A 24,642-nucleotide genomic window follows, 5' to 3' on the forward strand; every position below is an offset into this window, starting at 1 on the left:
AAAAGCGTGAAGTTCTTCACTTTCCACATTATATTATACTTAGAAAGCTTCACTTTATTTTTATCCATCATACCTTATTTTTTAACAAATGATAAGTTTTCTGTGCAATTTGTTTCACAAAAATAGTATAGCATACCTCTTCCTTTTCTAACAACTTAATTGTATATCACATTAAACTTAATGTGATATATTTTTTAACTGAAATATATATTAATACATCACATTTAAAACTACTTAAAAATAAAAAACACATCATGCTCTAAAGCACAATGTGTTTTTATTTTACAACTACAAGATGTGGTCCATTTTGTTCTTTTTCTTTCATTAATCCATTCTGTTGTTTCTCTTGTCGTTTCACGTGACTAGCAATATTGAGTAGTATCCCCATCGCAAGTAGATTAGCTAATAAAGAACTACCACCGTAACTGACAAACGGTAATGGTACTCCGGTAAGTGGTATTACCCCAGACATACCACCAACATTAATAAACGTTTGAACTCCAAACAAGCTTGCAATTCCGATAGCTATTAAACTTCCAAATGGATCTGTACACTTTTGTGCAACTCTAAATGACCGAATAATAATTAGTAATAAACAGATTAAAATGATAGCTACACCTATAAAACCAAGTTCTTCAGATATAATTGCCATTATAAAATCCGTTTGCGGTTCTGGTAAATAACCATATTTTTGTACACTATTCCCTAATCCTCTACCATTAAGCCCTCCAGAAGCGATTCCAATAAATGAATTCACTAATTGAAATCCATCCTTTTGAGGATCATTAAACGGATCAAGGAAAACAGAAAAACGTGCCTTTTGATATGGATTTAATGCATAATTACCAAGCAGATATAGTGCTGGAATCCATACTATAGAAGTTAAAGCAATTCGTTTAATCCATAAGTTAACCTGTACTCCCGAACAAAGAAACATAATTCCTACTGTTCCTGCAATTAACAAATCAGTACCTAAATCATTTTGCTTTAATATTAAAAACATGATTATACCAACACCAATAAGTACTGGACCTGACCCTTTGGAAACAGGTGTATTCGTTTCTTGTCTTTTGGCAAAGAAATGAGCTAAGACGAGAATAACTGTTATCTTAACAAATTCTGCAGGCTGTATCCCAAATATCCACCCGTTTGCACCGTTTACTTTCTTAGTGAAAAAAGCAGCTGCAGCTAATAAGGCAACACTAGCACCGTAACTCCCCAACAAAAAAATTCGTTTTCTCCAAACTTTATATGGGATAGTAGCAATAATTATTAATACTATTGTCCCAACAACTAAAGTAATTAATTGTCTTTTAAAAAAGAAATTTGCTGGTTTATCAAATCTCGAAATCGCAACAATGGAACTAGAACTATATACCATTATAACTCCCAGCACACATAAGATAACAAGAGGAAGTACCAATGAATAATCCATTGATTTCCATACTTTTTTCATTTCATTTCCTCTTTCTGTTTCAATTTAATTATTGTTGTATTCCATATGTACATTGATTCTTCCTGCTTTATTATACAAATAAAAAGCTCAAACTAATTTAGTTTGAGCCCCCTTATTTGAACCCGTTATTGTTGTTTGTTTGTAAACGCTTCATGAAGTGCAGATAACTCACGTTCGAGCTCACCTAACATTGCTTTCCCTTGTTCTTCTGCAATAAGACCAAGGCGAACTGCAAAATCGACCTCGCGGGATAGTCCAAACATTTGTGTGTCTAACACTTCTTCATATAATGGACATTGCGGCATTGTAAGATGGTCCATTTGCACCTTAATAAGTCTTAAAATCTTCTCTGCATCCGCTTGTAGAAGGGCTAGTGCCTTTTCCTGATGATTTGCTACTGTCTCAGACGCCAAATTGATTCCCTCCGTTTCCGTCCTACTCTCCTCTATCCTATCTATTAATATTAGCGATAGTTTTCATAAATTGCAATAGAAACATTTTTTGTGACAACAGTGTTTAATACTATTATACTGAAAAGTGGGAGTATAACACAAATGGGGGAAGAACAATGAGCGAAATTTTATTTATTAACGGAAAAGTACGTTTTCCAATCACTATTGATCCAACTGTTTGGATCTTTGATGATCGAAAAGTAGATTTGACAACTTACTTTGATGAAACTAGAGAAAACACGTCTGAACTAGAAACTTATTTAAAAAACACTTCAGAACATTGGGATCGCGAAATCCGTGATGGTGCCGCTTTTCCTCCAATACAACAAAGTGTGAAGAAATATAAAAAAGAACAGCTGATTACTGGAACATTTGGTATACTATTTCATCCATTCCTTGCTAACGCTGAAATTTTAGAGGGCGCTACGCAAGTTGAAATTGAAACGGTAGATCATACAATGACACTTCCATTAGAAACTGTCAAAAATGCTATACTAGGCTTTTCAAAAGAAGGAAAACCATTAAAAGAAGACGGACCTGTTCATCTCTATTTCAATGATGGATCTAATCGACAAAATCCAATCCGGAACATCCGTAAATTTACAATTATTTAAAGAAAAGGAGTGAGCTTAAGCTCACTCCTTTTTACAATAAATCTGCTGCTAGTTGAGCTAAATTAGATCGCTCCCCTTTAACAAACTTCACATGACCACTAATGCGCTGTTCTTTAAACTTCTCTACAACATACGTTAAGCCATTATTATATTCATCTAAGTATGGGTGATCAATTTGCTGAGGATCTCCCATCAATACAATCTTACTCTTTTCCCCTACCCTAGTTAGTATCGTTTTCACTTCATGCTTTGTTAAATTTTGTGCTTCGTCAATGATAATGAACTGATCTGGAATACTTCTCCCGCGTATATAAGTAAGGGCTTCTACTTCAATTGAACCCATTCCAGCTAAAATAGCATCTAACTCTCCTGGCTTTTTCGTATTAAATAAATACTCTAGGTTATCAAAAATTGGCTGCATCCATGGTCTTAACTTTTCTTCTTTTTCTCCTGGTAAATAACCGATATCTTTTCCGACTGGGACAATTGGTCTTGCAACGAGTAATTTTTTATATAACCCTAAGTCTTCTGTTTGCATAAGTCCCGAAGCTAATGCAAGTAACGTTTTTCCTGTGCCGGCTTTCCCTGTTAACGTTACAAGCGGAATATCTTCACGAAGCAACAATTCTAATCCCATGATTTGCTGCACGTTTCGTGGTCGTATCCCCCACACTTGTTCATTGTGAAAAATAAGTTTCTTTACCTTCTTACCTAAGTGATCCACGATGCCAAGCGCAGAACTAGAGCCCCCCAATGCATCTTTCATTACTACAAATTGATTTGGATAAAAAGGATGATTCGCAATTTCAGATAGAGGCAATTCACCTTTCTCATAAAAATAATCCAATTGTTCTTTTGATATATATCCTTCTAAAAAGCCAGAATATATATTTTCTACTTCAATTACGCGATCACTTAAATAATCTTCAGCCTTCAAACCAATTGCATCAGCTTTTACCCTTACGAGTACATCTTTACTTACTAAAATAACAGACTTCCCGTCCTCTTTTTCCTGTTCTTCTAAAGATAGATTTTTTGCTACAGCTAAAATTCGATTATCATTTGTTTTTTCTACAAAAATATCTTGTAGTTGCACAAATGAACGATGGTTCAATTCAATACGAAATGTTCCGCCGTTTTCTAGCGGGATACTTTCATGCAGCTTTCCTATTTCACGAAATTTATCTATTAACTTAGATACATAACGAGCGTTTCGTCCTACTTCATCCATATAACGTTTTTTCGAATCAACCTCTTCTAATACAACTGCTGGAATCACTACTTCATTGGTTTCAAATGAAAAAATAGATAAAGGATCCTGCAAAAGTACATTCGTATCTAACACATAAATTTTATCCAACCTGTTACCCCCTGACTCCACTTTTAAATTTGTAGAACAAGGGTTTCATCCATAAAATATGGACGAACCATTGTTATAATTATATGTACCGTGTAAACGAGGTAGAATCGAAAATCATAGTCATTAAACCTTTTATTTATTCTTTATTCATTTCTATTCAATATATTACCTTTTATTATAATTATTAACGTTAAATCACAATAACCGATTACAAAAGTGAATAAACGAATTTCTTATTTAGCATCTTTATAATTCTCTTATCCCTACTAGCACTTCGTTATCCAGCTTTTTCGCTGCCCGAAGATCATATGTTTTTTCATATGTTGGTTCAATTGCAAGTTTCGCTCCATAAAACATAACATCACGCACTTCTTGCACATTTACTTCTATTACAGTTAATTTTAAAGAAATGCCTTCCATTCTATCTGTCAAAATTTCACCTGCACCACTTATGGAAAATACGGATTCATTCGCCATTATAGTCAATACCACACCTGTATTATGCCGTATATTTTCCACAATACGTGAACGTTGATCTACTGCAAATCGAATACTAGTTTTACTCACTGCATACACCCAAGAAATAGCACTTACGTTAGGAACTTGTTTTTCGAAATCTGTCGTTGCTATCATAACAATACACTCTTTACGCAACGTTTGTACTAAACCCTCTGTTAAGGTAGGCTCTACTACATTCGCCATATTTTCACCTCCAAACATACTTGGTATATCCTTATCATAACTTATTTTTTGAATTGCGAAAATATTATTTTTTCCCACTATTATTCAAAAACATTATACTTCCATGATATACTTATACTGATAGAATTCGTATTGAGGTGACGAAATGAGAGTCAAATGTATGATTTGTGATAAAAAAGATATGTTAGATGATGAAAATCCTATGGCAAAAAAACTGCGTAATCGCCCTATTCATACATATATGTGCATGGAATGTTCGGAACGAATTGCAGAGCGTACAATGGAACGTCATGCAAGTGGTAATTTCCGATTATATCGTGATAAAAAAATCGAAGACGATTGGTAAAATGTAAATAAGTCCTTACTCATATAGATAAGGACTTATTTATATTTTTCTGGTTCACGATTCATCTGATCCAAAAAACAATCAATGGCTTCTAGCGGAAACCTTGCAGATTTCCTTTCCCCATTCATTTCGTATGTAATTAAATACATCTCCTCGTTCTTTTCGACTTCCACATTTTTTAATTTATGTTCTTCATATATCATATTTTGAAATAACAAATACGTTTCTTTTGCAGCACTATCATCTGGACGTGCTTCAGCAACTGTTTTAATTGTTAACCAATTATATAGTGCATCTTGTACTGAACGCATAAAAACTCCCCCCTTCCTCATCCTGCTTTTTGTTGTTTCGCTTGACGCAAACGTAATCTATAAATCCCAAGTACAATCGCTGCTACAACAAGTCCTTCTCCAACGGGTAAAAATACAGCAAAAAAGGTTAATACTGTACATCCAATTGCTAATGATATGTATATCACAATATTTTTAAGTACAGACAACTTTCTAGCAAACCCTAAATTATAGACGAGAGCACTTAATATAATAATCGTCCCATAAAGTAACCACATTCCTAACTCTGGATTTTCATCTACCTTACACAATTTTGCAAAAAAAGACATCCTTTCTAACACACTCTTCCCCCCTAGCAGTAAAATACAATTTTCTTTATACACTTAATACAAGAGTAACTCGCAAAAAAAATACTGTCCACAAAAAAGAGTAAATATTCTAAAAAATAAACAAAATAAAAAACAACGACCTTTTATAAAGGTCGTTGTTTTTTTGTTTTTACGCTTCAACAGATTTCTTTTTCTTAGCAGCTCTTTCGCGCTCACTCTTATCAAGAATCTTTTTACGCAGACGAATTGATTCTGGAGTTACTTCACAGAACTCATCATCGTTTAAGTACTCTAATGATTCTTCTAAAGTCATTAGGCGTGGTTTCTTCATTGTTGAAGTTTGATCTTTCGTCGCAGAACGAATGTTAGTTTGTTGTTTCATTTTCACAACGTTAACTGTTAAGTCGTTCTCACGAGTGTGTTCTCCAACAATCATACCAGCATATACTTCTGTACCTGGTTCAACGAAGATTACACCACGGTCTTCAACTTGCATAATACCGTATTGTGATGCTTTTCCTGTTTCAAGTGAAACTAGAACACCTTGGCGACGTCCACCAACTTGTCCAGCGTGTACTGGTTGGTAGCAATCGAATGTATGGTTTAAAATACCGTAACCACGAGTTAATGTTAAGAATTCTGTTGTGTAACCAATTAAACCACGTGCTGGAACCATGAAAGTAAGGCGCACTTGACCGTTTCCGTTATTCACCATATCTAACATTTCACCTTTACGTGCACCCATAGATTCCATAATAGAACCAGTGTATTCTTCAGGTACATCGATTTGTACGCGCTCTACAGGTTCACATCTTACGCCATCAACTTCTTTAATGATTACCTCTGGCTTAGATACTTGTAATTCATAACCTTCACGACGCATGTTTTCGATTAAGATAGATAAATGTAGTTCCCCACGTCCAGATACGATCCACGCATCAGGAGACTCTGTATTATCTACACGTAAACTTACATCTGTTTCTAATTGTGAACGAAGACGCTCTTCAATTTTACGAGATGTAATGTATTTACCTTCACGACCTGCAAATGGGCTGTTATTTACAAGGAACGTCATTTGTAGTGTTGGCTCATCAATACGTAGTAATGGTAACGCATCTTCATGCTCAACCGGACATACCGTTTCACCAACGTTAATGTCTTCCATACCAGAAACGGCTACTAAATCCCCAGCTTTTGCTTCTTCGATTTCTTGACGTTTTAATCCAATGTAACCGAATAATTTCGTTACGCGGAATTGTTTTACACTTCCGTCAACTTTCATTAAAGCAACTTGTTGTCCAACCTTCATTGTACCGCGGAATACGCGTCCAACTCCAATACGTCCAACATAGTCGTTGTAATCAAGAAGTGCTACTTGGAATTGAAGTGGCTCTTCACTGTTATCAATCGGTGCTGGAATATGTTCGATAATTGTATCGAATAATGATTTCATATTCTCTTCTTGATTTGCTGGGTTTGAATCTAAGCTTGCTGTTCCGTTCATTGCTGATGCAAATACAACTGGGAACTCTAATTGATCTTCGTTTGCACCAAGCTCAATGAATAAGTCGATTACTTCATCAACTACTTCATCAGGACGAGCGAAGTCACGGTCAATTTTGTTTACAACTACGATTGGAGTTAAGTTTTGCTCAAGAGCTTTCTTTAAAACAAATCGTGTTTGTGGCATACAACCTTCATATGCATCAACAACAAGTAAAACACCATCAACCATTTTCATGATACGTTCTACTTCTCCACCGAAGTCAGCGTGACCTGGTGTATCTAAAATGTTAATTCTTTTATCTTCATAGTGAATCGCTGTATTTTTCGCTAAAATTGTAATACCGCGTTCTCTTTCTAGATCATTTGAATCCATTGCGCGTTCTTCAACGTGTTCGTTCGCACGGAAAGTCCCCGCTTGACGTAATAACTGGTCAACAAGTGTTGTTTTACCATGGTCAACGTGGGCAATAATTGCTATATTACGTAAATCTTGTCGTTTTTTCAACATGTCCAACTCCTAATGTCTTTTTAATCCTTCTCTATTATAAGAGCGAAGGGGATACAATAGCAATTAAAATAAAAGCAAGAATGAAAATATAGTTGTATTCTTACTTTTGTGAAAGTAAAATGAGATTGGAGGGTGAAGAAATGGAACACATTCAATATCGCTTTTTATTAACCGCAATTATCGGTGTTATTTTCTTAATCGGTATCGGCATTATGATTGCTGAAAATAGTCCAATCGGTATTATTATTTGCATTATCGGCACATTTGTTGCAGTTGGGTACGGTTTTGTAACAAAAAGAAAAATGCGCAAATCACAATAACGCTAAAAAGTAAGAAGCTTATACACAGCCTCTTACTTTTTTTGTTGCTCTAATATAAACGATAACACTTCTTCATACACTCCTGGTTTTGCAACTAACACACTGCTCTTCTCTATGATAGAAAGTGGCGCTCCAGAGAATGTCGTCACCTTACCTCCAACTTCTTCTACAATTATCTGTCCTCCGCCAAAATCCCATGGTGATAATCTCGGCGTTACATATGCATCTATTCTTCCTGTTGCAACGTATATCATCTCTAGTGCTGCACAGCCATATGATCTCGTGCCCCTTGCTTTCTTAACAAGTGCCATCATACTTTCCATATTAAGCAATGGATTATCTGTAAGCCATATCGCATTTAAAGCTACAATACCTTGCTCTACAGTTCCTTTTTCCAATGGAGGAATTGATATATCATTACAAAAAGCTCCGGATCCCTTGACTGCATGATATAGTTCATCGTGCACTGGATCATAAATAAGTCCAATCTTTCCGATACCGTTCTCATAAATACCAATTGAAATCGCAAAATTTCTTTTTTGATGAACAAAGTTCATCGTACCGTCAATTGGATCAATTAACCAAACAACCCCGCCAGAAGACTTTATCTCGTCTCCATAACCCTCTTCTCCTAAAATATTATGATTCGGGAATGTTTCTTTAATTTTCCCAATTAAAAACCGTTCTATCTCTCGGTCCATATTTGTAACTAAGTCAGCTGCATTTGATTTTGTTTCTATAATAAGTGCTTTTTTCATTGATGCCATCAAATGCTCTCCTGCATCCCGAATCCACCGTTTGGCGTGTGCATCGATGTCTTTCCATACTTCTTGCATGTTTAAACACTCCGATCTATACTGTTCACAGAAAAAACGAACCCTTTATAAGGTTCGCACCAACTAATTTTTTATACATATACTATTATTACGCTTCTAAACGAATCATTTCAAGTCTTAACACTTCTAACTTTTGTACACACTCTTCTTTTTTCTGTTTATCATCTTCCATCATCGCATCATATAAAGTTGCTAATTCATAATCTAGCTCCAAACGTAGCACCGGTATTCTCTTTTCGGCATCTGTTCTCTTTAACGCATTAATCACCTGTCTCATATTATTTGCCTCCTCCCAATATTCGTCTGCCCTCGGACTAGAATTAATTCAATTTTCTGATTTTTTGTTTTATACTATACTATGTTGGATAAATCATCTATGCAACAAAATTATATTTTTTATTTTAATTTTTTTGTGCTGTTTTTTTTATGAATAGTACAAGCTATGCTAAAATAAAAGCAAAATAGGAGTTGGAGGAACAATCATGACAATACAAACATTCAAGTCAACTGATTTTGATGTCTTTACAGTTGATGGTCTCGAAGAACGAATGAGTGCAATTAAAACGAACATTCATCCTAAGCTAGAAGCTTTAGGGGAACAATTTGCAGAATACTTATCCAAACACACTGATGAGAACTTTTTTTATCATGTTGCAAAACACGCACGACGGAAAGTCAATCCACCAAACGATACTTGGGTTGCTTTTTCAACAAATAAACGAGGATATAAAATGCTACCGCATTTCCAAATCGGCTTATGGGGTACTCATGCCTTCATATACTTTGGTTTAATCTATGAGTGTCCACAAAAAGTTGAGACGGCTCATGCCTTCTTAGAACATTTAAATGATTTAAAAACAAATATTCCAAATGACTTCGTTTGGTCCATTGACCATACTAAACCAAGTGTGAAATTACATAAAACACTTGAAACCGAAGACTTACAAAAGATGATTGAACGACTAGCTACTGTAAAAAAAGCAGAATTATTAGTTGGTATTCATATATCACCAGAGGAGTTTTCAGCAATGACCAACGAACAATTCCTTGCTAAGATTGAATCTACGATGCAACCACTCCTTCCTTTATATGCACTTTGTAATCGATAGTAGAAAACGGACAATTTATATTGTCCGTTTTTAGTTGTTATCACATTATATCACTTCAGTTTTTATTTTTCAAAATATTTTTATATTTTTACAACCTTTTGTTCTTCAACTTCCTTTGCCCTTTGAATAGCACGATATATAGAGTATCCACTTACTTCTTGAAACTCTTTATCAATTTTCTTTTCTTCTGCTTTCGATGGAACAATCTCTTTAAAACGACGATATAAACCCATTAATTCTTCTCTTATAATTCCTTTTTCATAAGCTTTCTCAATCGCTTCATAAAACTTCACAATTGTAACCATTTCCTCATTTGACCAATCATAATCTAACGGATATTGATATTCCATTTCGCACCTCATTTATCATTTCTTCTTGTTTCATTATGCTATCTTAAAGAGAATATTTTATTATTCATTATAGCCACTCTGCATTATACACTATTTATTCATTTTAATGGAATTGTCTTCCTCTATTCATTAGTTGAGGCTAACTATTAAACATACTCACCTTAAAAACATTTTTTTCTATACATCTATAATTATTGGTGATATAATGCTTTTGTTTTATAGAAAATAAAGTGAAGCTACCATCTCAAAAACGATTTTTTGAATGGCAGAAAAACAAGCCTCATTCTAAAAAAAGACTTACCTTTTTTAGAGCAGGATTATATAAAACAAATTATACTAAATATTATGAAGAAGAAGGGGTGTATAGATTGTCCCAATACGAAACACCATTGTTTACCGCTTTAGTTGAGCACAGTAAGCGAAATCCAATTCAATTCCATATTCCTGGTCATAAAAAAGGACAGGGCATGGATCCTACATTTCGCGAATTTATTGGGCATAATGCATTAGCAATTGACTTAATTAATATTGCGCCACTCGATGATTTACATCATCCAAAAGGTATGATTAAAGAAGCACAGGATTTAGCAGCCGCTGCATTCGGTGCAGATCATACTTTCTTTTCTATTCAAGGTACAAGTGGCGCTATTATGACAATGGTGATGAGCGTTTGCGGTCCTGGTGACAAAATCCTAGTACCACGAAACGTGCATAAATCAGTAATGTCAGCTATTATTTTCTCAGGTGCAAAACCGATTTTCATGCATCCTGAAATCGATCCGAAGCTCGGTATTTCTCATGGAATCACAATTCAATCTGTCAAAAAAGCACTTGAAGAGCACTCAGATGCAAAGGGCTTACTTGTTATTAATCCAACGTACTTTGGGTTTGCTGCAGACTTAGAACAGATTGTACAATTAGCACATTCTTATGACATCCCTGTACTAGTCGACGAGGCTCATGGTGTTCATATTCATTTTCACGATGAATTGCCGATGTCAGCGATGCAAGCTGGTGCAGACATGGCAGCAACAAGTGTTCACAAATTAGGAGGCTCTTTAACTCAAAGTTCTATTCTTAATGTGAAAGAAGGCTTGGTGAATATAAAACATGTCCAATCTATTATTAGCATGCTTACAACTACATCAACTTCTTACATCTTGTTAGCATCACTTGATGTTGCGAGAAAACGTCTTGCTACAGAAGGAACAGCACTCATAGAACAAACAATACAATTAGCTGAACATGTTCGTGATGCTATAAATTCTATTGAGCATCTTTACTGTCCTGGAAAAGAAATGTTAGGTACAGATGCTACCTTTAACTATGATCCTACAAAGATAATTGTATCTGTAAAAGATTTAGGTATTACCGGCCACCAAGCTGAAGTATGGCTTAGAGAGAAATATAACATTGAAGTAGAACTCTCAGATCTATACAACATACTATGTCTTATCACTTTGGGAGATACAGAAAGTGATACAAATACACTTATTGCAGCATTACAAGATTTAGCAGCAACATTTAGAAATAGGGCAGATAAAGGTGTTCAAGTACAAGTAGAGATTCCAGAAATTCCAGTGCTAGCACTTTCTCCTCGAGATGCTTTTTATTCGGAAACAGAAGTCATTCCATTTGAAAATGCAGCGGGTCGTATTATAGCTGATTTTGTTATGGTTTATCCGCCAGGGATTCCAATCTTTACTCCGGGGGAAATTATTACACAAGAAAACTTAGAGTATATTCGTAAAAACTTAGAAGCAGGTTTACCTGTACAAGGTCCTGAAGATATGACATTACAAACATTACGTGTTATTAAAGAGTACAAGCCTATCAGTTGATAGGCTTTTTTTTCACCTTTTTTCCTATTCTTCATACGATACTAAAGAATGTAACGTATAGGTGGGGATACTATTATGATTGTAATAGGCCGTTCTATTGTACATCCTTATATTACAAATGAATATGAGCCATTTGTAGCAGAGAAACAACAAATTTTATCAATAATGGCAGGAAATCAAGAAGTTTATTCCTTCCGAACAGCTGATGAACTCAGCTTTGATCTCAATTTACGAGTTAATATTATTATCTCTGCACTAGAACTTTTTCAAAGTGGATTTCAATTTCGCACATTTCAACAATCTTTTTGCAACCCCCAGTATTGGAAAAGAACATCCCTTGGAGGATTCGAGCTTCTTCCAAACATACCACCTTCTATTGCCATACAAGATATTTTCAAAAACGGAAAACTATATGGAACTGAATGCGCAACCGCTATGATCATTATTTTTTATAAAGCTTTATTATCATTGTATGAGGAAGAAACTTTCAATCGTCTATTTGCAAACCTTTTACTTTATACATGGGACTACGATCAAGATCTAAGGCTCATAACAAAAACCGGTGGCGACCTTGTTCCAGGTGACCTCGTTTACTTTAAAAACCCACAAGTGAATCCAGCTACGATTGAGTGGCAAGGAGAAAACACAATCTATTTAGGAAATTTCTTTTTTTACGGACATGGCGTAGGTGTAAAAACAAAAGAAGAAATTATTTATTCATTAAATGAACGACGAGTCCCTTACGCTTTTATTTCAGCTTTCTTGACCGATACTATTACCCGTATCGATAGCCGTATAATGAGCCAATACGCTTCTTCTAGTACACCACAGACATCCATAAGCTTTATTCCAATTAGAGATGATGCAATCGTTGCAACAGTTGGCCATACAACTACAATTTATTAAAAAAGCGCCTACACATGTAGGCGCTTTTTCTTATTATTAAGCTTTTGTATGTTCTTTATGGTCACATTCGCAATGAGATCCACATTTCCCGTATAGTACTGTTGATTTTTCATCTTCAAAATGTCCAATTGTTCCTTCACATACTTGGCATACGATTGTTCCCATTTTCATTTCCCCCTGAGTTTTAATAGTAATCTATTTATTTATCATTAAGCTTTCGCATTATCTTTTCTAACACAGTCACAATTTGTTCCACATTTTCCGTAAAGTACTGTCGTTTTCTCATCTTCAAAATGTCCGATTGTTCCTTCACATACTTGGCATACGATTGTTCCCATTTTTCATTTCCCCCTAAGTTTATGGTCCTAAAAACTTTTAGCTGTCCATTTCCTATCAATTATTGGGCTTTTGTATGCTCTGTGTGATCACATCCGCAAGATCCACATTTCCCGTAAAGTACCGTTACTTTCTCATCTTCGAAGTGTGCAATTGTACCTTCACAATCTTGACATACGATTGTTCCCATTTTTCATTTCCCCCTAAGTTTATAATCCCAAAAACTTTTTTGTAACCGCTTAACTTTCTGTCTTTATTTTAATATGTTATACTTTTTACGTCAATAGGTTTTTAGTATAACACATTAAATATTTTAAATTTTAATTAGTATGCGATATTCAAATAAAAAACAGCCATATTTATAAGTACGACTGTTTCACATTAATTATTCTTCATATTCCGCATGTAAAGAAGTTGACGGAACTAGAAATTTGAAAAACTGAGCTAACTCCTTCGCTTCCTCTTCTGATCCTAATTTAAAAATCTCCTGTATATATTGAACATTCTCTACATCATCTCGTCCGAGTAAAGTAGACCTTCCTGTTTGCATACAAACAATGAGCGGTTTTCCAAAAAACATATTTGTATAAATAACACCAAAATCATAACGTGTATCATGTGTCATAAACCCTAAAAATCGTACCTTCACACTTTCATGCTCATCATACAATTTTTCAAACATTGGTTTCCACCTTTCTACATCACGTTTCATTACTAGTATATTAAACAAAACATGTAATACTCCTTTTAATTGTCAAAAAATTCAGTAGGATGTAGAATAATAGTATTCTACTAAGTTAGGGGGAACTTATATGCAACATGCCTTTATTACGCTTGTACCTAAATCCAATCAACAATCTGTTTCAATAGATGATATAAAACAACTTTTTCATTATTATAAAACAGTTACTTCTAAAACTGGGGCCCAAATTAATTACCCGTATACAAATACCGCTTTTCCTTATGAAATTTTAGATACATCTACAACAACATTAAAACTTCAATCCAATCACGACCGGTATGACTCAATTTATATTGGTGTTGGTATAGAAAATAAACAATCTTTCATCCAAGTTTCTTTACCACCTAATGCAACATATGGTGACAAAGGGAAAGCGAATGAATTTTGCCGTTTTTTAGCGAAGAAATTAGAAGGAGAGTTACAATTATTTAATGGAAGAACAATGTATTTTTATAAACGTTAATTTAAAAAATAGATAATATGATTAAAAATAGTATACAATTCGAACATGTAAGAAATAAAGCTTGCTTTCTTACGTGTAATACAAAATATGCTATTACATAGGCTAAATACAGGAATACGAAAAAAAGAATAACTTTATAATGAAACTTATCACCATTCGATAATGTTAATACAGTGGAAAAGCCACTCCATAGTAGTAAATGATAAAATATAACATGTAATATTTTCATGGAACCTTCTCCTTTGACATGCTCTATTTTATTAATATATGGGGTTAAGTTTGAATCAATTACATATTATAGGATGATATATATTACCTTTGAAGTAAGTTACGCCTAAATCATTTGTTAAAGTATTATATATTCATTCGACAAGTACGTTTAAAGACCTTGCAAGTCATTTGATGAAAATAAAAATAGCCCCTCTCTTACAATAAGAGAGGGGCTATTTACATTACTTAAATTATTTTACAATGTGAATTGGCATTCCAAGAGCAACTTCAGCTGCTTCCATTGTGATTTCACCTAATGTTGGGTGAGCATGGATTGTTTGAGCGATATCTTCAGCTGTCATTCCAGCTTCGATAGCTAAACCAATCTCAGAGATAATATCAGAAGCACCTGCACCTGCAACTTGAGCACCTACAAGAAGACCATCTTCTTTACGTGTTACAAGTTGTAGGAAACCGTCAGTGCTGTTTAATGATAATGCACGACCGTTAGCAGCGAATGGGAACTTAGATACAGTTACAGTCATTCCAGCTTCTTCAGCTTGTTTTTTAGTGTAACCAACAGATGCTAATTCTGGATCAGTGAAGCATACTGCAGGAATTCCGATGTAATCGATAGCTGATGCATGGCCACTAATTGCTTCTACAGCTACTTTACCTTCGTAAGAAGCTTTGTGAGCTAATGGTGGTCCAGGAACGATATCACCGATTGCATAGATGTTCGGTACATTTGTACGACATTGCTCATCGATTTCGATGATGCCGCGGTCAGTCATTTTAACTCCAACTTGCTCAAGACCGATTTCTTGAGTGTTTGGACGACGACCTACAGTTACTAATACGTAATCTGCTTCTACAGTTTGGATTTCACCTTTAACTTCAAAGCTAACTTTTACGCCAGTTTCTGTTTCTTCAACGCCTTTAGCCATAGCTTTTGTATGGATATTTACGTTACCTTTTTTCTGTAGAGCACGTTTAACAACAGAGCTCATAGCTTTTTCGAAACCAGCTAAGATTTCGTCGCCAGCTTCTACTACAGTAACTTCTGTACCGAAGTTAGCATATGCAGTACCTAATTCCATACCGATGTAACCGCCGCCGATTACAACAAGTTTTTTAGGAATTTCAGGTAAGCTTAAAGCACCTGTAGAGTTGATAACACGTTTAGAGTATTTGAATCCTGGAATTTCGATTGGTGTAGAACCAGTTGCAAGAACAGCATTTTTAAACGTATAAGTTTGAGCTGCATCTTCAGTCATAACGCGTAATGTGTTAGCATCTACGAAGTAAGCTTCACCGCGAATGATTTCAACTTTGTTACCTTTAAGAAGGCCTTCAACACCGCCAGTTAATTTCTTAACTACGCCGTTTTTCCATTCTTGAACTTTTGTAAAGTCAACTTTTACGTTCTCTGCAGTGATACCCATGTCATCAGAATGCATTGCATTCTCATAACGATGACCTGCATTGATTAACGCTTTTGAAGGAATACATCCAACGTTTAAGCATACGCCACCAAGGTTAGCTTTTTCAATAATTGCTACCTTTTGACCTAATTGTGCTGCACGAATTGCCGCAACGTATCCACCAGGACCTGCACCAACAACGACTGTATCTAATTCAATTGGGAAATCTCCTACTACCATTGTTATTACGCCTCCATTACTAATAATTGTGGGTCATTCAATAGACGTTTAATTTGGTTTAACGCTTTTTGAGCTGTTGCGCCGTCAATTAAACGATGGTCAAAGCTTAGAGATAATGCTAATACTGGAGCTGCAACGATCTCGCCATTTTTCACAACTGGTTTTTCAGCGATACGGCCGATACCAAGGATTGCTACTTCTGGGTGATTGATAACTGGAGTGAACCATTGTCCACCTGCAGAACCAATGTTTGTAATTGTGCAAGAAGCACCTTTCATTTCAGTTGGAGCTAGACGACCTTCACGTGCTTTACCAGCAAGATCGTTGATCTCGTTAGAAATAGTGAAGATAGACTTACGATCTGTATCTTTAACAACTGGTACTAATAGACCTTTGTCTGTATCAGCTGCGATACCGATGTTGAAGTAATGTTTATGAACTACTTCTTGAGATGCATCGTCTAAAGAAGTGTTTAACATTGGGTATTCACGTAATGCAGATGTTAAAGCTTTAACAACGTACGGAAGGTAAGTTAATTTAATACCTTTGTCAGCTGCTACTGCTTTGAACTTCTTACGGTGAGCAACAAGCTCAGTTACATCAACTTCATCCATTAATGTTACGTGAGGAGCTGTATGCTTAGAGTTAACCATTGCTTTCGCAATCGCTTTACGGATACCACTCATTTTCTCACGAGTTTCTGGATATTCTCCAGCTGGAATTGGTTGTGCTTTTGGTGCTTCTTCTTTCGCTGCTGCTGGAGTAGCTTCTACTGCTGCTGGAGCCTCAGTTGCTGCTACAGTTTGTCCACCATTTGCAAATGCATCGATGTCAGCTTTTACGATACGGCCATTCTTACCAGTACCAGCTACTTTATGAATGTCTACACCTTTTTCACGAGCGTATTTACGAACAGATGGCATAGCGATTACGCGCTCATTTACTACTTCTGCAGTTGCTGCTGGAGTAGCTTCCGCTGCTGGAGCTTCTACTGCTGCTTCTTCAGCTTTTGGAGCTTCATCATGATCGTCACCTTTAAATTTAAGGTTTTCGTATCCAGGAGCATCAAATTTAATTAATGTATCTCCTACGATTGCAACTGTTCCTTCTTCTACAAGTACTTCAAGTACTTTACCTTTAACAGGAGAAGGGATTTCTACTACTGCTTTATCATTTTGTACTTCAAGAAGTACATCGTCTTCATTTACTTCATCGCCTGGTTTAATAAACCATTTTACGATTTCACCTTCGTGGATACCTTCACCGATATCTGGTAGTTTAAATTCAAATGCCACGGAATTCAGCCCCCTGATTCATTTCATTATTATGGAATATGTACAAAAGAAACCAGCATGTGCTGATTTCTTTTGCACATGAAAAACTAAAAATTAGAAGTTCATTACTTTGTTTACAGCTTCAACAATATCCTTGTGGTTTGGTAACCATACGCTCTCTGCTTGAGAGAATGGGAATACTGTATCAGCAGCTGCAACACGTACAACTGGAGCTTCTAAGTTTAAGATTGCACGGTCGTTAATTTCCGCTACAACGTTAGCTGCAATACCAGCTTGTTTTTGAGCTTCTTGAACTACAACTACGCGACCTGTTTTTTCAACAGAAGCGATGATTGTTTCGATATCTAATGGTTGAACTGTACGTAAGTCAACAACCTCTAAAGAGATACCTTCTTTTTCAAGTTCTTCAGCAGCTTTTAATGCAGCGTGAACCATAGCACCGTAAGCGATAACAGATACATCTGTACCTTCACGTTTGATATCAGCTTTGCCTAAATCAATTGTGTATTCGCCTTCTGGTACATCTTGGCGGAATGAACGATACAATTTCATATGCTCTAAGTAGATAACTGGATCGTTGTCACGAATCGCAGAGATTAAAAGACCTTTAGCATCGTATGGAGTAGATGGAATAACAACTTTTAGACCAGGTTGTTGAGCCACTAATCCTTCTAAGCTATCAGCATGTAGTTCAGGAGTATGAACACCACCACCGAATGGAGAACGAACTGTTACTGGAGCAGTCCAACGTCCACCAGAACGGTAACGCATACGAGCCAATTGACCAGAAATTGAATCCATTACTTCAAAAACGAAACCGAAGAATTGGATTTCTGGAACTGGACGGAATCCTTCAAGTGCAAGACCAACTGCAAGTCCACCAATACCAGACTCTGCAAGTGGAGTATCCATTACACGATCTTCACCAAATTCAGCTTGTAAACCTTCAGTAGCACGGAATACACCGCCGTTTACACCAACGTCTTCACCAAATACAAGTACGTTAGGATCATTTTTCATTTCAACGCGTAAAGCATCAGTGATTGCTTGAATCATTGTCATTTGAGCCATGGCTTACTTCGACTCCTTTTCTTTGTAGATTTCATATTGTTCAGCTAAGTTGTAAGGCATTTTTTCGTACATGATTTCCATTAAATCAGTTACTTTTTGTTTTGGAGCTTGGTCAGCCTTAGCAATTGCTTGTTTGATATCTTCTTTTGCTTCTTCGATTACTGTCTCTTCAACTTCTTGAGACCATAGGCCTTTAGCTTCTAAGAACTTACGGAAGCGTACGATTGGGTCTTTTTGTTCCCATTCGTTTTCGATATCTTTTGTACGGTAACGAGTTGGGTCATCACCAGCCATTGTATGTGGACCGTAACGGAATGTTAAAGTCTCGATTAAAGTAGGACCTTCGCCATTTACTGCGCGCTCACGAGCGAAAGCAGTTGCTGCGTATACAGCTAATGGATCCATACCGTCTACTTGAATTCCGTAAATACCTGCTGCTACTGCTTTTTGTGCTACAGTTTTAGCTGCAGATTGCTTTTCTACTGGAGTAGAGATTGCATAACGGTTGTTTTGAACAACGAAGATTGCTGGAGCTTTGAATGCACCTGCAAAGTTCATACCTTCGTAGAAGTCACCTTGTGAAGCACCACCGTCACCAGTGTAAGTAATTGCAACAGATTTTTTACCACGTAGTTTCATACCTAACGCAACACCAGCAGTTTGGATGATTTGCGCACCGATAATGATTTGTGGAGCTAATGCATTTACATTCTCAGGCATTTGGTTACCCATGAAGTGTCCACGAGAGAATAAGAATGCTTGATATAATGGAAGTCCGTGCCATACTAATTGTGGTACATCACGGTATCCTGGTAAGATGAAGTCTTCTGCTTCAAGTGCGAAATGACTCGCTAATTGAGAAGCTTCTTGTCCAGCTGTAGGTGCGTAGAAACCTAAACGTCCTTGACGGTTTAAAGAAATAGAACGTTGATCTAATACGCGAGTATACACCATACGACGCATTAATTCTTTCAATTGATCATCAGATAATTCAGGCATAGCTGCTTCATTCACAACTTCACCGTTTTCATTTAAAATTTGTAATGTTTCAAATTGAGCTGCGATAGCTTTCATTTGCTCATCAACATTAAATAGGGTCTTTTTTGTTTTAGTACCCATTCCGTTCACCTCTTCCTCTCTTGAACCATATTCTGAAACGCTTTCACTGGCTATTTTCCAGTTTAAAAAGCGCAACGATGTAAACCAACATGTTTATCTGTCGGTTGAGAATAATTTTGTGTACCTAACAATCTGTACTAATGTTTTTTCAGAAACATATTAATACAATCTTGATCACGTTTTTTAGTTTACAACTATTCTAATTACGATGTCAATTACTTTGAATACGTTTTTTTATAAATAATATGCAGGTTTCTACTACACAAACGTGTTTTTATTTTTTACATCTGTATTAGTAAGCATTGACCTACTGTTATATTATTCCCTTTTTCACTTATTTTTTCTCTTAGAATAATATGTAAACGATTTAATTCTCTTTAGTTTTTCTCTCTTCGTAACAAAAATATACAAACTATCCTTCCTTTTTTAGGTAAATACCTATACATTTCTACCCTCTCTTCCATACATTATAGTAACCGCAGTATTAGCGGGAAATGATAAAGGAGGTCATCTCATGTACGGATACTCATATTGCTATCCAACTTGTTCATATCCTTCCTACGGTTATGGCGGTTCTTGTGGCGGGTCTGGACGCGGCTTCGCCTTAATCGTTGTGTTGTTTATTCTTTTAATTATCGTTGGTGCTGCTTGCATTCGCTAATGTAAAACGAAACAACTATGGAAAGAAAAAGACGGCTTTGCCGTCTTTTTCTGTTTATCACATACATAAACACTCTATAATAGAACGATTTCCAAAATACCTTCCCTTTCTTGCCGATGACTTTTTCCATCTCCTTTGGTAGACTAAAGAGGAAAGGAGAGATTACATATGCTTACAATGAAAGATGTTATTCGCGAAGGAGATCCTATTTTGCGCAACGTTGCAGAAGATGTTTCATTACCGGCAAGCGAAAAAGATACAACTACCCTAAAAGAAATGATTGAATTTGTAATAAATAGCCAAGATCCTGAAATGGCTGAAAAATATAGTTTACGCCCTGGAATCGGATTAGCGGCTCCGCAAATCGGTGTTTCAAAAAAAATGATTGCAGTTCATGTAACCGATGCGGACGGTACATTATATAGCCATGCATTATTCAATCCAAAAATCATTAGCCATTCTGTTGAACGTACATATTTACAGGGCGGTGAAGGCTGTCTATCTGTAGACCGCGAAGTACCTGGTTATGTTCCTCGTTATACAAGAATTACAGTAAAAGCAACTTCTATTAACGGGGAAGAAGTAAAATTACGTTTAAAAGGTTTACCAGCAATCGTATTCCAGCACGAGATTGACCATTTAAATGGCGTTATGTTCTATGACCATATTAATAAAGAAAATCCATTTGCCGCTCCTGATGATTCCAAACCTCTAGAGCGATAATAATAAAGTGAAACTTTAATCAGTGGGGGTTTTGTTCATCCCCCACTGATTATTAGCCCTCACCAATCGGGCAGCAGGCCCCCACCTAACTTCTTTGCTTTTGCTGAATTTTGAGGTGGGGGTCTTACTACCCGGCAAATAGCGTGATAAAAAGGCGGAAGTTAATCTTCCGCCTTTTTATTATGAAATGGGTTCCATATTCACTTACAGCAATCCAGCCCACTTTAGTCCATGATATATACCGTCTTCACTAACGTCCTTTGTCACATGATTTGCAAGTTTTTTCAAGTCTTCATGGCCATTTCCCATCACAATACCTGTGCCAACGGCTTCGATCATTTCTAAATCATTTAAGCCATCTCCAAATGCATATACTTGATCACGATTAAAACCTAACTTTTCAATATATTTCTCAATTCCTTTTGCCTTAGAACCACCATTCGGAATGATATCCATTGAATATGCATGCCAACGAATAAAATGAAAATCTGGATAATGATTAATAAACTTTTCCTCTTCATTTACTTCACAAAAAAGTAGTGTTTGATAAATATTACGTTCCTCATAAAAATTAGGCTCATATGCTGGATGCTCAAAGTTTAAGCTTCCAAAGCCTTCTTTCACATAATCATGATATTCCACTGATGCTCTCATATCTTGATGGTCAAGATATACAAGTGGATATCCTTCTTGTTTTGCAAACTGAGTAAACTTATGTAAAGCATCTGGATGTAACGGATTATTAAATATTACCTCATCTTCAAAGACAACATATTGTCCATTAAAACTAACATAATTATGTATATCAAGTTCCTTGCGAATATCTTCGAACATAAATGGCGCGCGCCCTGTCGCAATTGCTACATGTACACCTTTTTCTTGTAACTGTTTTACTGCATCTCGTGTAGATTGCGGAATTTTTTTATCATGATCTAATAATGTTCCATCAATATCAAAAAAAACAATTTTATCATTCATTTGTCAAAATCCTTTCTGGCACTCTATATTCCTATTTTGAATATCACTTTTCAAATTCTAAAAAAAAGTATAACATATTAAACATCTGTGAAGAAAGCGTTCCCTTTCTGACCTTATTTACAAACTTTGCATATATATATTAGTAAAACATGTGGATACTTGTTCGGATGAATTTTCTTTTCCATTCTTCCTCATACTATACCTATAACTAACGGCTACTAATCGTTACTATAGAATAACTTTCACTGTATGGGAGAGGACAAGACTCACCATTCACTTTTGTCCTATCTCTTATATCAGAGATAGAATTTTCACTATTAATATGCATGTTTAAAATAAGGAAAGGAAGGAGTAATCATGCTGAAGAAGCTGAAGAAAAAGCTCAAGCGTTATTTAAACGGTCTAGTCCGTAAAAAGACAATCGCTTAAATTGTGCCCATTTCGGGCTTTTTCTTCATTCTCATTCGAAAAAACATGAAAATCGGGACTGTTTGCTTTATAATAAGTAACAGATAATGCAAAACATAGACAAGGAGAGGTTTTCCAAATGATTTTTAAAGTATTTTATCAAGAAAAATTAACTGAGGTTCCAGTACGTGAAAATACAAAAGTTTTATATTTAGAGGCTACGTCTGAAAAAGATGTTCGTACAAAATTAAATAAGTTCGCATATAATATCGAGTTTGTTCAGTCTGTTACTGGCGCTCATCTTGAATATGAAAAAGAAAACGCTGATTTAACATTAGCGGAAATCGTATAGCGATATGAAATTTCTAAAAAACGACCAAGTTGCTGTATTTGCTCTCGGTGGGCTTGGTGAAATCGGTAAAAATACATACGCTGTTCAATTTCAAGATGAAATTATTATAATTGATGCTGGAATTAAATTTCCAGAGGACGAACTCCTCGGAATCGATTATGTAATACCAGACTACACTTATTTTGTGCGAAACGAAGATAAAATTAAAGGGTTATTCATTACACATGGTCACGAAGATCATATCGGCGGAATTCCTTATCTATTACGTCAAGTGAACATTCCGATTTACGGCGGAAAATTAGCAATTGCACTCATCAAAAATAAATTAGAAGAACACGGCTTACTTCGTAAAGCAAAACTTTACGAAATTCAAGAAGATGACGTTATTAAATTCAAAAAAACGTCTGTATCCTTCTTCCGTACAACTCACAGTATTCCAGATTCGTACGGCGTTGTTGTGAAAACACCTCAAGGTCAAGTTGTTCATACAGGTGATTTCAAATTTGATTTCACACCAGTTGGTGAACCAGCTGATTTAACAAAAATGGCTGAAATCGGTAAAGATGGCGTGCTATGTCTATTATCTGATAGTACGAACAGTGAAGTTCCAAACTTTACTATGTCTGAGCGTCGCGTTGGTGATAGCATTCAAGACATTTTCCGTAAAGTAGACGGACGGATTATATTCGCAACCTTTGCATCAAATATTCACCGCTTACAACAAGTTATTGAAGCTGCTGTTGAAAACAACCGTAAAGTAGCTGTGTTTGGTCGAAGTATGGAAGCAGCGATTGAAATCGGACAAAACCTTGGTTATATTCGTTGCCCGAAAGATACATTCATAGATGCATCTCAACTAAACCGCTTACCAGCTAATAAAGTTGTTATTTTATGTACAGGTAGTCAAGGTGAACCGATGGCAGCACTTTCACGTATTGCAAACGGTACACACCGCCAAATTCAAATTATTCCTGGAGATACAGTTGTTTTCTCTTCTTCACCAATTCCAGGAAATACAATTAGCGTAAGTCGTACAATTAACATGTTGTACCGCGCTGGCGCTGATGTAATTCACGGGAAACTTTCAAATATCCATACAAGTGGACACGGTGGGCAAGAAGAACAAAAGTTAATGTTACGTCTAATTAAACCGAAGTACTTCATGCCAATTCATGGTGAATATCGTATGCAGCGTATGCACATGAACATAGCAAATGATTGTGGTATCCCTGAAGAAAATTGCTTCATTATGGATAATGGCGATGTTCTTGCTTTACGTTCGGATGAAGCTAGCGTAGCTGGAAAAATCCCATCTGGTTCGGTCTACATTGATGGAAACGGTATTGGAGATATCGGCAATATCGTATTACGAGATCGTCGTATCCTTTCTGAAGAAGGACTTGTAATTGTAGTTGTAAGCATTGATATGAAAGAATTTAAAGTTGCAGCAGGACCTGATATCATCTCACGCGGTTTCGTTTACATGCGTGAAAGCAGTGATTTAATCAATGATGCACAAACATTAATTACAACTCATTTAGAAAAAGTAATGGAGCGTAAAACAACACAATGGTCTGAAATTAAAAATGAAATTACAGACACATTAGCTCCATTCCTATATGAGAAAACGAAACGCCGTCCAATGATTTTACCAATCATTATGGAAATATAAGAAAAAGGACAATGCTATGAAGG

31 protein-coding genes are annotated in these 24,642 nt (G+C 35.9%); 11 read left to right on the plus strand and 20 right to left on the minus strand.

The features are described from left to right. Positions 1–277: 277 nt before the first annotated feature. Positions 278–1,456, minus strand: a complete 1,179-nt coding sequence (locus DN403_RS03695; protein ID WP_000758416.1) for an FtsW/RodA/SpoVE family cell cycle protein — start codon at positions 1,454–1,456, stop codon at positions 278–280. A 125-nt stretch (positions 1,457–1,581) separates the two neighbouring features. Next, positions 1,582–1,869 carry an Fpa/YlaN family protein gene (locus DN403_RS03700; RefSeq protein ID WP_000135694.1) on the minus strand — a complete coding sequence of 96 codons (288 nt, stop codon included), beginning with the start codon at positions 1,867–1,869 and terminating at the stop codon, positions 1,582–1,584. Between the two features lie 155 nt (positions 1,870–2,024). On the opposite strand from DN403_RS03700, the gene DN403_RS03705 reads away from it, so the two are divergent. Beyond that, positions 2,025–2,522 (plus strand): hypothetical protein, encoded by a 498-nt coding sequence (locus DN403_RS03705; RefSeq protein WP_001289805.1) that lies wholly within the window; start codon positions 2,025–2,027, stop codon positions 2,520–2,522. 31 nt (positions 2,523–2,553) lie between these two features. Here the strand turns inward: DN403_RS03705 and DN403_RS03710 are convergent, their stop codons facing one another. Beyond that, positions 2,554–3,882, minus strand: coding sequence for a PhoH family protein (locus DN403_RS03710; protein WP_000358083.1), 1,329 nt, complete (start codon positions 3,880–3,882; stop codon positions 2,554–2,556). 246 nt (positions 3,883–4,128) lie between these two features. Continuing rightward, the gene (locus DN403_RS03715) at positions 4,129–4,584 is read right to left on the minus strand and encodes a pyridoxamine 5'-phosphate oxidase family protein (protein WP_000024600.1); all 456 of its coding nucleotides are present in this window, start codon (positions 4,582–4,584) and stop codon (positions 4,129–4,131) included. A 145-nt stretch (positions 4,585–4,729) separates the two neighbouring features. On the opposite strand from DN403_RS03715, the gene DN403_RS03720 reads away from it, so the two are divergent. Further along, positions 4,730–4,930 carry a YlaI family protein gene (locus DN403_RS03720; protein ID WP_002082250.1) on the plus strand — a complete coding sequence of 67 codons (201 nt, stop codon included), beginning with the start codon at positions 4,730–4,732 and terminating at the stop codon, positions 4,928–4,930. 35 nt (positions 4,931–4,965) lie between these two features. Here the strand turns inward: DN403_RS03720 and DN403_RS03725 are convergent, their stop codons facing one another. The 3 genes from DN403_RS03725 to typA form a co-directional block, all read right to left on the minus strand. Next, the gene (locus tag DN403_RS03725; RefSeq protein WP_001258140.1) at positions 4,966–5,241 is read right to left on the minus strand and encodes a hypothetical protein; all 276 of its coding nucleotides are present in this window, start codon (positions 5,239–5,241) and stop codon (positions 4,966–4,968) included. 17 nt (positions 5,242–5,258) lie between these two features. Then, positions 5,259–5,561 (minus strand): YlaH-like family protein, encoded by a 303-nt coding sequence (locus DN403_RS03730; RefSeq protein ID WP_000893662.1) that lies wholly within the window; start codon positions 5,559–5,561, stop codon positions 5,259–5,261. A gap of 157 nt (positions 5,562–5,718) precedes the next feature. Next, on the minus strand, positions 5,719–7,563 hold the full coding sequence (gene typA, locus DN403_RS03735; RefSeq protein ID WP_000914761.1) for a translational GTPase TypA: 1,845 nt from the start codon (positions 7,561–7,563) through the stop codon (positions 5,719–5,721). Positions 7,564–7,703: 140 nt separating this feature from the next. Between typA and DN403_RS03740 the strand changes: the two genes are divergently transcribed. Next, positions 7,704–7,883, plus strand: a complete 180-nt coding sequence (locus DN403_RS03740; RefSeq protein ID WP_000400123.1) for a DUF5325 family protein — start codon at positions 7,704–7,706, stop codon at positions 7,881–7,883. A gap of 32 nt (positions 7,884–7,915) precedes the next feature. Here DN403_RS03740 and DN403_RS03745 read toward each other — a convergent pair whose 3' ends face one another. Both DN403_RS03745 and DN403_RS03750 read right to left on the minus strand, forming a co-directional pair. After that, positions 7,916–8,719, minus strand: coding sequence for an inositol monophosphatase family protein (locus DN403_RS03745; protein ID WP_086396388.1), 804 nt, complete (start codon positions 8,717–8,719; stop codon positions 7,916–7,918). A gap of 88 nt (positions 8,720–8,807) precedes the next feature. Continuing rightward, positions 8,808–8,996 (minus strand): hypothetical protein, encoded by a 189-nt coding sequence (locus tag DN403_RS03750; RefSeq protein ID WP_001250164.1) that lies wholly within the window; start codon positions 8,994–8,996, stop codon positions 8,808–8,810. Between the two features lie 205 nt (positions 8,997–9,201). On the opposite strand from DN403_RS03750, the gene DN403_RS03755 reads away from it, so the two are divergent. Continuing rightward, positions 9,202–9,828: a YktB family protein gene (locus tag DN403_RS03755; RefSeq protein WP_000155316.1), complete on the plus strand. Its 627-nt coding sequence runs from the start codon at positions 9,202–9,204 to the stop codon at positions 9,826–9,828. An 80-nt stretch (positions 9,829–9,908) separates the two neighbouring features. Here the strand turns inward: DN403_RS03755 and DN403_RS03760 are convergent, their stop codons facing one another. Beyond that, positions 9,909–10,178 carry a UPF0223 family protein gene (locus tag DN403_RS03760; RefSeq protein WP_000456553.1) on the minus strand — a complete coding sequence of 90 codons (270 nt, stop codon included), beginning with the start codon at positions 10,176–10,178 and terminating at the stop codon, positions 9,909–9,911. A gap of 368 nt (positions 10,179–10,546) precedes the next feature. On the opposite strand from DN403_RS03760, the gene speA reads away from it, so the two are divergent. Beyond that, complete coding sequence (gene speA, locus DN403_RS03765; protein WP_149185307.1) at positions 10,547–12,019, plus strand: arginine decarboxylase; 1,473 nt, start codon at positions 10,547–10,549, stop codon at positions 12,017–12,019. Positions 12,020–12,094: 75 nt separating this feature from the next. Continuing rightward, positions 12,095–12,925, plus strand: a complete 831-nt coding sequence (locus DN403_RS03770; RefSeq protein ID WP_000635352.1) for a protein-glutamine gamma-glutamyltransferase — start codon at positions 12,095–12,097, stop codon at positions 12,923–12,925. Between the two features lie 36 nt (positions 12,926–12,961). On the opposite strand, the gene DN403_RS03775 is transcribed toward DN403_RS03770, so the two are convergent. The 4 genes from DN403_RS03775 to DN403_RS03790 form a co-directional block, all read right to left on the minus strand. Further along, entirely contained in the window at positions 12,962–13,090 is a 129-nt protein-coding gene (locus DN403_RS03775) for a GapA-binding peptide SR1P (RefSeq protein ID WP_000536796.1), read from the minus strand. Between the two features lie 44 nt (positions 13,091–13,134). Then, complete coding sequence (locus DN403_RS03780; RefSeq protein WP_000536807.1) at positions 13,135–13,263, minus strand: GapA-binding peptide SR1P; 129 nt, start codon at positions 13,261–13,263, stop codon at positions 13,135–13,137. A 59-nt stretch (positions 13,264–13,322) separates the two neighbouring features. Continuing rightward, positions 13,323–13,451 carry a GapA-binding peptide SR1P gene (locus DN403_RS03785; RefSeq protein WP_000536778.1) on the minus strand — a complete coding sequence of 43 codons (129 nt, stop codon included), beginning with the start codon at positions 13,449–13,451 and terminating at the stop codon, positions 13,323–13,325. A 195-nt stretch (positions 13,452–13,646) separates the two neighbouring features. Further along, positions 13,647–13,943 carry a DUF3055 domain-containing protein gene (locus tag DN403_RS03790; protein WP_000462038.1) on the minus strand — a complete coding sequence of 99 codons (297 nt, stop codon included), beginning with the start codon at positions 13,941–13,943 and terminating at the stop codon, positions 13,647–13,649. A gap of 130 nt (positions 13,944–14,073) precedes the next feature. Between DN403_RS03790 and DN403_RS03795 the strand changes: the two genes are divergently transcribed. Then, on the plus strand, positions 14,074–14,466 hold the full coding sequence (locus DN403_RS03795) for a DUF1885 family protein (protein WP_001163296.1): 393 nt from the start codon (positions 14,074–14,076) through the stop codon (positions 14,464–14,466). A 1-nt stretch (position 14,467) separates the two neighbouring features. On the opposite strand, the gene DN403_RS03800 is transcribed toward DN403_RS03795, so the two are convergent. The 5 genes from DN403_RS03800 to pdhA all read right to left on the minus strand — a co-directional run bounded on the left by DN403_RS03800 (position 14,468) and on the right by pdhA (position 19,825). Beyond that, entirely contained in the window at positions 14,468–14,695 is a 228-nt protein-coding gene (locus DN403_RS03800) for a hypothetical protein (protein WP_000697469.1), read from the minus strand. Positions 14,696–14,927: 232 nt separating this feature from the next. Beyond that, a complete protein-coding gene (gene lpdA, locus DN403_RS03805; RefSeq protein ID WP_000260104.1) occupies positions 14,928–16,340 on the minus strand; it encodes a dihydrolipoyl dehydrogenase in 1,413 nt (470 codons plus the stop codon). A 5-nt stretch (positions 16,341–16,345) separates the two neighbouring features. Beyond that, entirely contained in the window at positions 16,346–17,635 is a 1,290-nt protein-coding gene (gene pdhC / locus DN403_RS03810; protein WP_000863420.1) for a pyruvate dehydrogenase complex dihydrolipoyllysine-residue acetyltransferase, read from the minus strand. Between the two features lie 93 nt (positions 17,636–17,728). Beyond that, a complete protein-coding gene (gene pdhB / locus DN403_RS03815; protein ID WP_000068163.1) occupies positions 17,729–18,706 on the minus strand; it encodes a pyruvate dehydrogenase complex E1 component subunit beta in 978 nt (325 codons plus the stop codon). A 3-nt stretch (positions 18,707–18,709) separates the two neighbouring features. Further along, positions 18,710–19,825 carry a pyruvate dehydrogenase E1 component subunit alpha gene (pdhA, locus tag DN403_RS03820; RefSeq protein ID WP_000536895.1) on the minus strand — a complete coding sequence of 372 codons (1,116 nt, stop codon included), beginning with the start codon at positions 19,823–19,825 and terminating at the stop codon, positions 18,710–18,712. 514 nt (positions 19,826–20,339) lie between these two features. Here pdhA and DN403_RS03825 point away from each other — a divergent pair. Together DN403_RS03825 and def are read left to right on the plus strand one after the other, a co-directional pair. Beyond that, positions 20,340–20,486, plus strand: a complete 147-nt coding sequence (locus tag DN403_RS03825; RefSeq protein ID WP_000274562.1) for a YjcZ family sporulation protein — start codon at positions 20,340–20,342, stop codon at positions 20,484–20,486. A 168-nt stretch (positions 20,487–20,654) separates the two neighbouring features. Further along, positions 20,655–21,209 (plus strand): peptide deformylase, encoded by a 555-nt coding sequence (def, locus tag DN403_RS03830; RefSeq protein ID WP_000957043.1) that lies wholly within the window; start codon positions 20,655–20,657, stop codon positions 21,207–21,209. Between the two features lie 204 nt (positions 21,210–21,413). Here the strand turns inward: def and DN403_RS03840 are convergent, their stop codons facing one another. After that, positions 21,414–22,187, minus strand: a complete 774-nt coding sequence (locus DN403_RS03840) for a Cof-type HAD-IIB family hydrolase (protein WP_000998269.1) — start codon at positions 22,185–22,187, stop codon at positions 21,414–21,416. A 547-nt stretch (positions 22,188–22,734) separates the two neighbouring features. On the opposite strand from DN403_RS03840, the gene DN403_RS03850 reads away from it, so the two are divergent. Both DN403_RS03850 and rnjA read left to right on the plus strand, forming a co-directional pair. Next, entirely contained in the window at positions 22,735–22,947 is a 213-nt protein-coding gene (locus DN403_RS03850; RefSeq protein ID WP_000576435.1) for a DNA-dependent RNA polymerase subunit epsilon, read from the plus strand. A 4-nt stretch (positions 22,948–22,951) separates the two neighbouring features. Continuing rightward, positions 22,952–24,619 (plus strand): ribonuclease J1, encoded by a 1,668-nt coding sequence (gene rnjA / locus DN403_RS03855; RefSeq protein ID WP_000670375.1) that lies wholly within the window; start codon positions 22,952–22,954, stop codon positions 24,617–24,619. Positions 24,620–24,642: the final 23 nt, after the last annotated feature.

The organism is Bacillus sp. AY2-1 (assembly GCF_008368965.1).
GTDB classification, from domain to species: Bacteria; Bacillota; Bacilli; order Bacillales; family Bacillaceae_G; genus Bacillus_A; species Bacillus_A thuringiensis_S.